The organism is Pseudocolwellia agarivorans, assembly GCF_002000085.1.
In the GTDB taxonomy this organism is placed as follows: Bacteria; Pseudomonadota; Gammaproteobacteria; order Enterobacterales; family Alteromonadaceae; genus Pseudocolwellia; species Pseudocolwellia agarivorans.
Map to the genome: position 1 here is coordinate 40,985 of NZ_MUZU01000001.1, position 14,145 is coordinate 55,129.

Here is a 14,145-nt window from a genome sequence, read left to right on the forward strand (position 1 = left end):
TTAATAAGCATGAAAAACGCAACAATGTATTCTGTATTTTTACCCATGTCTCTATTATTAGGCGCTTGCGGTAACGATAAAACAACAGAGATTACCAACACAGTATCTCCAACTAGTGATGTATTAATTGCAGACTTTGAACAAAAAATCCCTGCATGGATAAGCAGTGAAAATGCAGCAATAAAACAAGTCTCAAGTAATGGAGTCACTAAAGGTAAACAAGCACTTAATATAGATTTTGATTCTAGTAAGCTAAAAGCGTCAGTAACTTTACAACCCAAAAAACCTTGGGATTGGAGCAAGCTTAATGCTTTTAATTTAGCAACTGATATCACCAACCCAAGCGACGTTTCCGTACACCTTTATTTAACCGTTAAAGATAACAGCGGTTGGTTTCATAGACGTAGTGTTAGTATTCCTGCTCACTCTAGCGGAACATACTATGCAGAATTGAAAGGTGAACAATTAGAGTTTGATAGCGGTTTACGTGAAGATCCACCAGCATGGACGTCAACTGACCAAAAAATGTTTTGGCAAAATGGCCGTAAAAAACTACAGCTTGAAAATATTGTTAGCATAACTTACAACGTAGACACGATGAATGAAGATAAAAGCTTGATCATCGACAATGTAAGATTAAGAGAAAACCCTGAAATTGACCCTAGCTATTTAGTTGGTATAACTGACAAATTTGGCCAAAACGCTAAAGTAGATTTTCCTAACAAAGTAAAATCAGAAAAAGAACTAAAAGCACTAGCGGATGCTGAATTAGCGACATTAGAAAAAGAAGGCCCTATGGCTGATCGCTCTAAATTTGGTGGTTGGAAAAGCGGACCTAAACTAGAAGGTACAGGCTACTTTAGAACTGAAAAAGTTGATGGTAAATGGGCCATGGTAGATCCTGAAGGTTACTTATTTTTTTCTTCAGCCTTAGCCAATATCCGTATTGCTAATACCACTACAACTACAGGTGTAGATTTTAAAGACGATGCGGTTAGATATATCGATCCAAACGATGTAACGCCTGAAGACTCTTTAGGTATTCGCCCAGTATCAAAAGAAGCACAAAAAACACGTTATATTTCATCAGACGTTCGTCATAACTTATTTACTTGGTTACCTAGCTACGACGATGAATTAGCTAATCATTACAGTTACCGACGTTCTGTACATCGTGGTCCTATTCACCATGGTGAAACCTTTAGTTTTTACCAAGCTAACTTAGAAAGACGTTACGGGGAAACTCATCCCGATTCATACAATGAAAAATGGCGAGATGTTACCATTAAACGCTTTAAAAACTGGGGATTTACTTCTACCGGTAACTGGACTGATGCAGAGTTTTATCAAATGGATCGCATTCCTTATTTTGCTAATGGCTGGATAATTGGCGACTTTAAAACCGTTTCTTCAGGAAACGACGTTTGGTCACCTATGCCAGATCCATTCGATCCTGAGTTTAAACACCGAGCAGAGCTAACCACTCAAGTGATTGCTGAAGAAGTAAAAAACAATCCTTGGTGTATAGGTGTTTTTGTCGATAACGAAAAAAGCTGGGGTAATATAAGTACTAAACGTGGCCACTACGGCATAGTTATTCATACCTTATCAATTAAAGATAAAGACAGCCCAACTAAAAATGAATTTAATCGTTTATTAAAAGAAAAATACACGTCTATTGAAGCCCTTAATACCGCTTGGAATACAAACCTTGATTCATGGGAAACACTCAGTAATGGTTATAAAGTAGGTGATTTAACAGATGAAATGATAGGAGACTTCTCAACATTATTAGAAGCTTACGCTACTCAATACTTTAAAATTGTACATAACGCATTAGAAAAAGTATTACCTAACCATATGTACATGGGGGTGCGTATGGCACATTGGGGAATGACACCAGAAGCCGTAAAAGCCGCTAAAAAATACGTTAACGTAATGAGCTACAACTATTACAAAGAAGGTTTACATGAAAAAGCATGGGAATTTTTAGCTGAAACCGATATGCCCAGTATTATTGGTGAATACCATGTTGGCGCAACAAGCGATACCGGCTTATATCACCCGGGGTTAATACTTGCTTCAGATCAACAAGACAGAGCGCGTATGTACAAAGAATATATGAGAACTGTAGTAGATAACCCTTACTTTGTTGGCGCACATTGGTTTCAATATATCGACTCTCCACTTACAGGTCGGGCTTACGATGGCGAAAACTACAACGTAGGGTTTGTTACTATTGCCGATGTTCCGTATAAAGCTATGGTTGATGCGACTAAAGAAATAAACAGCGAGCTTTACCAACGACGATTTGGTAAGTAATACGGGCCGCTATCAAGTAATAAAAAAATCATCAAGGTAATGTCACCTCAAAGTTACTTTGATGATTTATTCCCCCCACCCCATTTAATCTTAACTCTTCGCCTTTATCAGCTTTGTCATACATCTAAAACAAACCTGTTACACAAACGACATATATCTGAAATAAATCCTTCAAATATCATTGGTAATCTCAAAGCTAAAGGAATAGCTGAGACTAACAATGAAAGAGAATTTTTTACTATATAGTGTATTTGCGGTAATTTTAGTTTACGTATTAAACCGTATTAGAATACGTTTACAGCTATCTAAAGCTAAACACCCATCATTACGTGGACATAGTAAATGGTCGCGAAGAATCACCAGTAGAATCCCTTATTTTTCATATAATGAATCTCACTATTTTAGTTGTGATGGCGCACCAGAACACATAGCGTTACAGCGTAAAGAGGCATTACATAATTTAGCAACAAACGTTAATCAAGCTTGTTCAAAAACCATTGATTACTGTAATAAGCTTGAAAAAAGTATTTCTGATATTCAATTTACCAGCAATTACCGTATCCCCTTTCCTTTTCAAAAACTCTTACCAAAAGCTTTTAAGTTAGGATCTATCACCGACGAAACTCAAGGGACAAAAATAAAAGATCTAGACGGTAACTGGCGTTTTGATTTATCGGGTTCTTACGGCGTCAATGTATTTGGATACGACTTCTACAAAGACTGTATGGACAAAGGCTTTGAGCAAGTAAAAGACCTAGGCCCTGTTTTAGGTTCGTATCACCCTATTATTGGTGAAAATGTCGAGTTAATTAAACGTATTTCAGGATTAGACGAAGTGTCTTTTCACATGTCGGGCACTGAAGCCGTTATGCAAGCCGTTAGATTAGCGCGCTATCATACTAAAAAAACACATTTAGTACGCTTTTGTGGTGCTTACCATGGCTGGTGGGACGGTGTACAACCGGGCGTAGGTAATCGTCGTAAAGTAAACGATGTTTATACCCTAGCTGATTTAAGTGAAAACGCGTTACAAGTGTTATCAACAAGAAATGATATTGCTTGTGTATTAATAAATCCATTGCAAGCCTTTCATCCAAACGCTGACTCAGGATCAGACTCAACACTTGTCGCCAGCGACAGAACCACTAATTTCAATAAAAAACAGTACACAGCTTGGCTTAAAAATATTCAAGAAATATGTAATCGCCGCAACATTGTACTTATTTTTGATGAAGTATTTACAGGGTTCAGGCTTGGTTACAGAGGCGCACAAGGCTATTTTGATGTGCAAGCTGACTTAGTGACTTACGGTAAAACCTTAGGTGGTGGTCTGCCTGTAGGCGTATTAGCAGGGCAATCACATTTAATGAAAAGATTCAGAAAAGACGCGCCCGCTGATGTGTCTTTCGCACGCGGTACGTTCAACTCTCACCCCTATGTAATGGGCGCTATGAATGAGTTTTTAAATCGTATTCAATCGCCTGAAATTCAAAACATTTACCAAACTATAGAAGACGTTTGGGACAAGCGCGTTGAGAAGTTTAATCATAAATTACAAGCAAATAACTTACCGATAAAAATTACCAATATGCATAGCATTTTATCGGTTTTATATACCAAGCCCTGTCGATACAACTGGATGCTGCAATTCTATTTAAAAAATGCAGGTTTAGAAATGAGTTGGTTAGGATCTGGCAGAATGATCATGAGCTTTAACTTTACTGATGAAGAGTTTGAAGAAGTTATGGCTCGTTTTGTTCAAGCCGCACTTAGCATGAAAAACGACGGTTGGTGGTGGCATTCAACAGAGCTTACTAACCAAAAAATTAAGCGCCAGTTCTTGTTCGACATGTTAACAAATATGTTTCCTGTTCTCACTAACATCATGTCTTCTCCGATTAAAAGTATTTCTTTAAAGGCAGATTCAAGATCACCTAAAACGTCAGTAAGAAACACAACTAACATCCAACCCATTAAAGAACCATTAACCTACAAACCTGAAACGAAAAACACAACAATAAAGAAGGTATCTTAATATGCTTCAAATCCCTGACGCCATAAATAAAGAGCAATCATTAAAGAAGCACGTTACCAAAAGTAGTTTCAGAGAGTCGTTACAAAACGAATACAACGACTACTTAAATTCTCAAGCCAATCGATTCGACAGTGAAAACTGTTTAAAAATAGATTTACATTGCCATGATCATAACAGCGACGTGCCCGATGAATTATGGGGCCGCATATTACGTTTACCTGAAACATGGCTAAAAACAAAAGAGCTCGTGAGCTTACTTAAAAAGAACAACATGGATGTGATCACAGTAAGTAATCATAATAATGCGCGCTCATGTTGGAAACTACTAGACCAAGGTATTGATGTTTTAGTTGCCGCCGAATTTACCTGTTACTTTCCTGAGTACGAGTTATACATTCATGTATTAACTTATGGCTTTACTAAAGAACAAGAAGTTGAGTTAAACGAAAAACGTCAAAACATTTATGACTTTCTTCGTTACACAGCACAAGCCGACATTCCAGTAATAATGCCTCACCCACTCTATTTTTATACTAAAAATGAAAAAATAGATCTCTCATTATTTGAAAAGCTCGCGGTAATGTTTCAACGCTTTGAAGTGTTAAATGGTCAGCGCGATTTATGGCAAAGTGTACTGACCTTAAATTGGGCACAAAGTTTAACGGCAGAAAAAATACTCTCGTACGCTAAAAAACACAACTTAAACCCTTTTGATTTTGCGGTTGATCCCAACAAACCTAAAATTTTAACCGGAGGGTCCGACGACCATACAGGTATTTTTGCAGGGCAATGTGGCTCAAATCTTTATATTCCTAATTTAGCTAAAAGATTAGAAACCGAAAAACCTTCTGCTCTCGCTCTTGAAGCTCTACGAGAAGGCAACGTATCGCCTTTTGGTCAAATAGGTGAAAACCAAAAGCTCAATATCGCCCTGCTCGATTATTTTTCGCAAGTGGCAACCAAAATAACCGACCCCGGCTTATTACGCATAATGCTGCACAGAGGTTCAGCATGGGACAAAATAGGTTGTTTTGTAGTAAGTAACTTTTTGTTAGAAATGCAAAAAAACAAAAAAGCGATGAAGTTCTTCCAGTTTATTCATGACGCGCTTCAAGGTAAAAAACCCAACAAACTCATTAAATGGCAAACCTCTAAAAACTATCGTTTTTGTTTTAATTATTTAGAACAAATAGCCGACAGTAAACATAAATCGCCAGAAGAATTTGTAAGTACCGTTAACGATGTTATTGGCAAATTATTCGCGTATTTAAACAAATTAATGGCCACTAAAATTGAAGAAACCATTAACCATAATAAAGGCCCTAAACTTACTAACATTTCTACTGAAGAAATAACCCGTAAATTTGAAGTACCTAGCCAACTTACAGCACTATTTTTTGGTAACAACGTAAAAAAAGACAACATGAGTAATGTGAAGGTTGAAAAATTACTCGACCACCTTTCATTTCCACTACTTATTAGTACTTTTTTAGCCGGGGCAACTTTAGCGTCTACACGTGTTTTATACCAAAACCGTAATTTATTAAATGGTTTTGCTGACCACTTAGGTAAAAACCGCCATCAAAATAAAGCCTTGTATTTAACCGATACATTACGCGATAAAAATGGTGTATCCAACTCATTATCGGGCAAGTTAAAAGAAATTCAAAAAGCCGATTTACCTATCGATTTTTTAATTTGTCATACCGATATTGCGCCAGAACCACACCTTTATGTTGTACGTCCTATTTCAACGTTTTCGGTTCCTCATTATGGCGATCAAGAAATACGTATTCCTGACTTAATGGAAATAGCGCGTATATTTTACGAAGGCGGTTACGACCGTATTATTTGCTCTACGGAAGGACCAATGGCAGTTGTGTCGTTATTTATTCAACAAATGTTTAATGTGCCTTGTTACTTTTTTATGCACACCGATTGGATCGACTTTATCAAGCACGGCACTGACTTAACACAATACGAACGCGACCGAGTACGCCGTTTACTACGTGCGTTATACAATAGATACGACGGTATTTTTGTATTAAACAGCGAACATAAAGAGTGGCTAACGGATCACGAAATGCAGCTAGAACCCAGCAAGGTATTTTTAACTGCACACCATACACAGCCAAGAAATGCTAATGCCAAACCCATGAAAAAATCAGATCTGTTTGCTGATGCTACAGACGACACACCTATTTTATTTATTGCGTGCAGAGTCAGCAAAGAAAAAGGCTTATTCGACTTACCCAAAATACTCGAAAAAGCGAAACAAACCATACCTGATTTACGCCTTGTTATCGCAGGTTCAGGTCCTGCAACTGAAGAGTTAAAAGAAAAACTACCTGAAGCACTATTTTTAGGATGGCAAAGTAAAGAACAACTTTCAGCCCTGTACTTAACACTCGACTTATTCATATTTCCGTCAAAGTTCGACACCTTTGGCAACGTAATTTTAGAGTCTTTTGTGCACGGTATGCCAACACTCGCTTATAACTGCAAAGGACCAAAAGATATTATTCAACATAACAAAAATGGTTATTTAGTTGAAAATATTAATGATATGGCGAACAAAATAGTGGAGTTTTACAGCAACGACACACAACGTAGTGTAATGAAAAACAATGCATTAATAAGAGCTTCAGAATACCAAGCAGAGCCTATTATGCATCAGTTTATGTGTGACTTGGGTTTAGATATTCCATCAGGATATCCAACAAATAAACATAACACGCACACTACCACCAAAGCTGACGCTGAACCTCAGTACAGTTCATCTGAAAACGTATACGCCCAAGAGAAAACGGTTGCCTAACTCCATGACAAAAGTAACAACAAAATTCACTCACACGTTAACCACAAAAGAACAATTAAATTTTTTAATTACCAACCGTATTCCAAGGCGTTGGCTAACACAATTTATGGGGTGGTACAGCAAAATAGAAAACCCCACATTAACTAAAGTATCTATCGCGCTTTGGGCTGCTTTTTCCGACGACTTACAATTAAATGACGCAAAAAAGCAACGATTTAAAAGCCTACAAGACTGCTTTACGCGCGAGTTGAAAGACGGCTTACGCCCAATAGATTCTGACAAAGAAATAGTCACTAGTCCTTGCGATGCCATTGTTGGCGCATGTGGAAACATTGAAGGCACTAAAGTATTTCAAGCAAAAGGCTTTCCTTACGAATTAAATGACCTAATACCTGACTTTCATTTAATTAATAAATACCGTGACGGAAAATTTATCACCCTTAGGCTTAAATCAAGCATGTATCACCGTTTTCATGCCCCCGTAGATTGCACAGTTAAAAAGGTGAATTACATTTCAGGCGACACATGGAATGTGAACCCTATTGCATTAAAGCGTGTTGAAAACCTATTTTGCAAAAACGAACGCGCCGTTATAGAACTAAAAACAGGCGACCCCGAGAGCAGTATAACTTTAGTACCTGTTGCTGCAATTTTAGTGGCCTGCATGAAGTTTAACTTCTTACCTAAACCCTTAGACATTAAATACAAAGGGCCTAATTACATTCATTGTAATGCTCGTTTTAGTAAAGGCGACGAAATGGGATATTTTCAACACGGCTCAACCATTATTTTATTCGCCACAAAAAACTATACGTTTTGTGAAGGCATAGAAAATGGTCAACGTGTAAATATGGGACAAGCCTTGTTAAGTGGTCACAAAATGTCTGACACAAAAAATAAAGGAAATAAATCAGCAGAAAACACTAAAACAACGGCAAGTGCAGTAACACAGTAAAGCTTTAAAACAACACATTGCATTAAAAACATAAACTAACTTTATTCACTTACTTTATAAATGGGAAACTTATGAAATTTTACGACGAACTACAAAAACAACGCTGGGATGATCACCGTTTTTATCACCACAACCGCATCAACCAATTTTTACATTTACTAAGCGCTTGTTGTTTTTTAGCAAGTTACGTATTGGTATTTTACTACCCTGCTGCCGCCGCTTTAGTGGGTTGGTTACTGGCAATGACACTTCGCCAAACAGGCCACTTCTTTTTCGAACCTAAAACCTACGACCAAGTAAACCAAGCCACGCACGAACATAAAGAAAGTGTAAAAGTCGGCTACAACTTACAACGTAAAGTCGTGCTACTTTCTATTTGGGCCTTAATTCCTGTTATTTTATTTTTCGAACCGTCATTTTTCGGCATGATGCAAGAACACACCGAGCTAATGGGCTTCGTCAACAACATGGCAATGATTTGGTTAGTAGTAGGTTTTGGTGCAGTAATATTTAGAACGGTACACCTATTTAAATTAATGGGCGTTCAATCAGGTTTGGTATGGTTTACTAAAATTTTAACAGACCCATTTCATGATATAAAAATTTACCACAAATCGGTTTATCATCTAATGAAAGGTGAAATGTACGACGACATGACTGATTGGTATGAAGAAACACCAAAGGCAAGTTAACATCTAAAGCTTTAATCATTTAAAAATCATAAAATGTAGAGTTAATATAGCTCTACATTTTTATTTTGAATTACTACTAAACACCTCACAATCACCATACTGTTCTTTTAATCGTAATAAATAGTTATCTAAACTTACCTTAGGATTAGGCGCTATCACCACTTCATCTACGTTTAATTTTTGTATACGGTCTAATCGGAACTCACGATAGCTTTCACGTAATAAACACCATGATATTAAGGTCCATTTTTGCCCCCAAAACACTAAACCTAAGGGTTGAATACTGCGTGTTGAATGTTCACCATCGGCTCTTATGTAATCAATGGTTAAACCGTAGTTTTGCTTTATAGCTTTACGAATGGTAAGCGAATAATCAGATGCTGACGAATCAAGAAAATAAGACGGAACGAGTAAGCTATTTTCGAGGTTTGTTTGTTTTAAGCGCTCTGCTAACACAGCTTCAATTTTCAATCTTGCTTGTTCAGCAGCAATGGCAAGGTCTTTATCCGTCCACCCTTTCACCATTTTCAAACCTAACTGCACAGCTAATAGTTGTTCTGCGGTAAACATAATAGGTGGAATTTCAAAACCAGGTTGAAGCCGATAACCAACACCAGCTTCACCTTCAATAGGAAACCCCGTATCAAGCAACACTTGAATATCGCGATAAATAGTACGCTCAGAGGTTTCAACAACTTCAGCAAGTTGACGCGCTGTAATTACAGTGCGCCGTCCTTTTAAAAGCGTTATTATTTTTAATAATCGATCGGCTTTAGCCACAGTTTTCAGCTTCAGTACAGGTTGAATACAGAATATCGCTTACTTTCATATCCGTCGATTCTTTTTCAATAATATCCATTAGCTTTTTACAAGCAGCAGAACTCATAAATACGACTTCTGCAGCTTTTAGCGCAGCTCTGTCTCTCCAATAAATAATATCAGTCCATGTATTTGAAACCGCATCAAACGATAATGAACGATATTCAAAACCCTCTATTTTTTCTATTTCACTTAACGCTAACTTATTTACGGCAACCACTTCATCATGGCTTACACCCGCGATTGCTTTAAATGTTATAATTTCGACAACTTGCATAATATTTCCTTTATTTAAATTAACTTAAGGCTTTCCTTAAGCCTTTGTATTATTCAACAAGCCTGCTGACAAAACCTGTCAGCAGACTTTATTAATAGTAAAAAACATGAATTAATTGATGATATTGACTGAAGAAATAACCTTGCAGCACAGCTCTTTATAAACAATGAACTACGAGTGGAAAATGAACAAACAAGATAAAAAATTTGAGAAAGAACTTATTAAAGCCCTTACACTATGCTGCGAAGAATTTAAAACCACAGTTAGCGGTTTTGAATGGCTGACTCACACCGTTAATTTTTCAAACATTGCTCAAAGTATAAAAATTATTTGCATATTTAAAGATAATGACACGTTAGAAGATGCAAAAGAAAAAGACGAATTAACCCATATGACTAATACACTGTTAGATTGCTTAAAAGACTTAGATATTACATTAAAAAAACCTGCTAAGCATATTCGGTTTGATAGTGAAGAAAACTGCGATTTATCTCATGAAGGTAATTGGCAAAAAAGACTGAATCAACAATATAGTTAAAGATTAAAAGCTCATTAAGCACTTGCCATATAAGAACCTTATATTAACTCTATTTATGAGACCAACCTCACAAACAGATTGAATTAAATTCCAATAAAAGTTCAATCCTCTCTAAATTATTTATGATATATTTAATCAGGAATTCATATATAAATATTAAATTTTATATAAATAATCTTATGCAAGTGATATTTTAGTTAAGTCACCTTGTGATTGTCGTATTAAATACATTCTATATATCGATAGTATCGATAGTTTTTAATAAAAAATTCAATTAGGTTAGGTCAAAATGAATATAACTCATCAAATAAAATTAACCCTTCTCACCTTATGTTGTACTTTTTCAACAATATCAACCGCACAAAAACATCAACCTAATATTGTTATTATTATGGCTGACGATCTGGGGTTAGGCGATGTTAGTGCTTTTCATAAACAATACAGCGATAGACCCGTTGTCGCTGAAACACCGACTATTGATAGCTTAGCAGCACAAGGGATGTCATTTACGGATGCTCACTCTCCTACCGCTTTATGTGCACCAACTCGCTATTCCGTTATGAGTGGCAATTCAACCTACCGCGGGTATCAACCATGGGGGGTATGGAGCACATTCGATAAAACTGCTATTACCGCTGATGATGCAACCATTGGCCGTGTAGGAAAACAAGCAGGTTACACAACCGGATTTATCGGTAAATGGCATATGGGCGGAACATTTAACAGAAAAGATGGAACGCAATATAGCGGCACAAGAGGAGGCCCTAAAACGAAAGTGGTAGACGTAAGTCGTTGGATTGCAGGAAACCCCAAAGAAATAGGCTTTGATTACGACTTTACTGTTCCCTCTGGTGTTCAAGGCCCTATGTATTTGGCTTATGAAAATTCAGTATGGTATCCGCTTAACAAAGATTCAAAAATTGCTTATGTAGATGAAAATAGCGCATTAGACAAAAAGTTTGTTTCAGATAAAGGCCCTGGAATGGGAGAAAGCCATTGGGATGCTCGTAAACTTAATATGTTATTAGCAAAAAAAGCCACTAACTTTATAAAGCGCAATGCAGGGAAAAAACCTTTCCTATTAAACTACTGGAGCCCTGCTGTACATATACCACATACGCCTCCTCAAGAAATTAATGGCATTAAAATAGCAGGTACAACTCCTACCAATCACTTAGACATGAACCGTGTTCTTGATATTGAAGTGGCACAAATTATTCAAACGTTAAAAGATACAAATCAATATGATAATACATTAATTATATTTACTTCTGATAATGGTGGTATCGGTAATCCATTTGAACAAAAAGCAGGTCATTTTTCATCCGGCCCTTACAGTGGAAGAAAAAACTCAGCTTTAGAAGGTGGACACCGAGTACCATTTATTGCTGTATGGCCTAACAAAATAAAAGCAGGTTCAGTAAATAATACCTTAGTTAATGGTACTGATATTGTTGCAACGATTGCCGCATTAACCCAAGTAAAGTTAAACGAAAAGCAAGCAAAAGATTCATGGAATTTATTACCAACATTTTTAGGACAACCTTTTCAAGAACGTCACTTATTAATGCAGCAAGGCGGTAGTAACAAAGAACTGATGATGAGAGAAGGTGATTGGAAAATAATCATGCAAACAAACAGAGACGTAACCGAACGTAAAATACATGCTTTATATAATTTAAAAGAAGACCCACAAGAAAAAAATAACTTAGTAAATAAAGCGGAGCATAAAGAACGCGTAACAGCCATGTTTAATAAATATTGGCAAATTAGAGACTCAGGTATACGTACTGCACCTATACTATAAATAACCAATAAACTCCACTGAAAGGCTTTTGCATAATCAAAAGCCTTTATATAAAACCAATTGAAATGCGTATTGCGAGTACTTATATTTCATAAAATTCATACGGCATTATTTATCGACAAGTTCACAATACGGTTAAAACTATTCCTTAACCAACAAATCTAAAAACTTTCTGACCTTAGGCGACAAGTGTTTTCTACTAGGGTATAGCGCGTAAATATCAATATTAACCTGCTTAAAACCCTCAAATAAAATAACCACTTTATTTTCTTTTAACTCTTTTTCCATATAAAACTCAGGTAAACGACATATACCTTTATTTTGTAACACCATAGCCAATTCCATTTCAGCGTTATTACACAATATAGTAGCAGGCACATCAACTTGAACAACCTCACCACTTAGCGTTTCAAATTTCCATTTAGTTGGGTTTTTAAGGTTACTGTAGCTAAGACATTTATGTGTTGATAAATCTTCTGGTTTTAGCGGTGTTCCGTGTTGTTTTAAGTAGAGAGGTGATGCTACGGTATACGCTTTATAGGATGCTATTTTTTTACAGACCAAACTTGAGTCTTCTAAATATTGCGTTGCCCTTATGGCGAGATCATACCCTTCTTGTATAACATCAACTTTACGATCGTTAAAATCAAGATCAAGCTTTACGTCGGGATACAAGGTTGAATACTCCGCAATAGGAGACTGTAAATGACTCATCCCATAACCAATAGGACAACTTATTTTCAGCACGCCTTTCGGTTCAGTATTTGCTTGATTAATAATCCCCAAAGCTTGCTCTGCTTCTATGATCATTTGCTCACATTGTTGATAAAATGCTTGCCCTTCCGGTGTTAAACTTATTTTCCGTGTAGTTCTACTTAATAGTCTTACGCCTAAACGCGATTCTAACTTATTAATTTCTTTACTAATAAACGAGGTTGAATGGCCATTAACAAGTGACGCAGCGGTAAATCCACCGCTGTTGACTACTTGTGTAAATAACACCATACCATCAAATAATTTAAGATTATTCTTCATGCCTAAATCCCATTAAACCCTATACTTAAAAGCATAACGCTATCACCAATTAATTAAAAGTCATTTGGAAACAATGTTTACACATTAAGTCTATTAATGTTTATATAGAAACTATATAAAATAACTTCATAGCAAAAAACTGGTATTTTAAATAACAAATTAATCAGCTTTATTAACCACATTTAATAACCCATTGAAAAGAGAAAATATAATGAAACTATTAGCCTTTGCCGCCAGTAACAGTAAAAACTCTATTAACAAACAATTAGCCACATACGCTGCAAATTTAGTTGAAAATGCAGAAGTAGAAATTATTGATATAAACGATTATGAAATGCCTATTTTTAGTGAAGACAGAGAAAAAGATCTCGGTCAGCCACAGCAAGCAAAAAACTTTTACCAAAAAATTGGCGAGGCTGACGCTATTATTATTTCGTATGCTGAACACAATGGCACTTATACAGCAGCCTTTAAAAATTTATTTGACTGGACCTCAAGAATAGAACAAAAGCTTTATCAAAATAAACCTATGGTCATTATGTCTACTACACCAGGTCCTGGTGGCGCAAAAAACGTTTTAAATAATGCGTTAACGTCAGGACCATATTTTGCCGCTAACATTGTAGGTGCGTTATCCGTACCAAGTTTTTATGATAATTTTGATGGTGAAACAGGAAAGCTAACCAACACCGCATTAAATGAAGAATTAATGAGTATGCTTAACAAACTTTAAATCATTATTTAAGCCTCTTTTCTTAAACTAAATAATTGATAAATAGAAACAATTAATACTCCTTGATTAATTGTTTCTTCAACTTTTTATTTCTTCCTCTTGTATTTGAGTATT

General features: G+C 36.2%; 11 protein-coding genes. 8 read left to right on the top strand and 3 right to left on the bottom strand.

The genetic code is table 11. The features are described from left to right. The first annotated feature begins 9 nt into the window (after window positions 1-9). The 5 genes from B0X80_RS00175 to B0X80_RS00195 all read left to right on the top strand — a co-directional run bounded on the left by B0X80_RS00175 (window position 10) and on the right by B0X80_RS00195 (window position 8,822). Window positions 10-2,322: a beta-galactosidase gene (locus tag B0X80_RS00175; RefSeq protein WP_077337841.1), complete on the top strand. Its 2,313-nt coding sequence runs from the start codon at window positions 10-12 to the stop codon at window positions 2,320-2,322. A 220-nt stretch (window positions 2,323-2,542) separates the two neighbouring features. Beyond that, window positions 2,543-4,357 carry an aminotransferase class III-fold pyridoxal phosphate-dependent enzyme gene (locus B0X80_RS00180; RefSeq protein WP_077337842.1) on the top strand — a complete coding sequence of 605 codons (1,815 nt, stop codon included), beginning with the start codon at window positions 2,543-2,545 and terminating at the stop codon, window positions 4,355-4,357. A 1-nt stretch (window position 4,358) separates the two neighbouring features. Continuing rightward, window positions 4,359-7,175 (top strand): glycosyltransferase, encoded by a 2,817-nt coding sequence (locus B0X80_RS00185; protein WP_077337843.1) that lies wholly within the window; start codon window positions 4,359-4,361, stop codon window positions 7,173-7,175. Between the two features lie 4 nt (window positions 7,176-7,179). Then, a complete protein-coding gene (asd, locus tag B0X80_RS00190) occupies window positions 7,180-8,130 on the top strand; it encodes an archaetidylserine decarboxylase (RefSeq protein WP_077337844.1) in 951 nt (316 codons plus the stop codon). A 71-nt stretch (window positions 8,131-8,201) separates the two neighbouring features. Continuing rightward, on the top strand, window positions 8,202-8,822 hold the full coding sequence (locus B0X80_RS00195) for a hypothetical protein (RefSeq protein ID WP_077337845.1): 621 nt from the start codon (window positions 8,202-8,204) through the stop codon (window positions 8,820-8,822). 60 nt (window positions 8,823-8,882) lie between these two features. Here B0X80_RS00195 and B0X80_RS00200 read toward each other — a convergent pair whose 3' ends face one another. Next, window positions 8,883-9,602 carry a helix-turn-helix transcriptional regulator gene (locus B0X80_RS00200; RefSeq protein WP_077337846.1) on the bottom strand — a complete coding sequence of 240 codons (720 nt, stop codon included), beginning with the start codon at window positions 9,600-9,602 and terminating at the stop codon, window positions 8,883-8,885. Continuing rightward, window positions 9,595-9,918, bottom strand: a complete 324-nt coding sequence (locus B0X80_RS00205; RefSeq protein WP_077337847.1) for a hypothetical protein — start codon at window positions 9,916-9,918, stop codon at window positions 9,595-9,597. The genes B0X80_RS00200 and B0X80_RS00205 overlap by 8 nt, the downstream gene beginning before the upstream one ends. Window positions 9,919-10,102: 184 nt before the next feature. On the opposite strand from B0X80_RS00205, the gene B0X80_RS00210 reads away from it, so the two are divergent. After that, a complete protein-coding gene (locus tag B0X80_RS00210; RefSeq protein ID WP_077337848.1) occupies window positions 10,103-10,456 on the top strand; it encodes a hypothetical protein in 354 nt (117 codons plus the stop codon). Window positions 10,457-10,745: 289 nt separating this feature from the next. Continuing rightward, entirely contained in the window at window positions 10,746-12,263 is a 1,518-nt protein-coding gene (locus tag B0X80_RS00215; RefSeq protein WP_077337849.1) for a sulfatase family protein, read from the top strand. 141 nt (window positions 12,264-12,404) lie between these two features. Here the strand turns inward: B0X80_RS00215 and B0X80_RS00220 are convergent, their stop codons facing one another. Continuing rightward, entirely contained in the window at window positions 12,405-13,298 is an 894-nt protein-coding gene (locus B0X80_RS00220) for a LysR family transcriptional regulator (RefSeq protein WP_077337850.1), read from the bottom strand. A gap of 211 nt (window positions 13,299-13,509) precedes the next feature. Here B0X80_RS00220 and B0X80_RS00225 point away from each other — a divergent pair, with 211 nt between their 5' ends. Beyond that, window positions 13,510-14,031 (top strand): NADPH-dependent FMN reductase, encoded by a 522-nt coding sequence (locus tag B0X80_RS00225; RefSeq protein WP_077337851.1) that lies wholly within the window; start codon window positions 13,510-13,512, stop codon window positions 14,029-14,031. Window positions 14,032-14,145 lie beyond the last annotated feature (114 nt).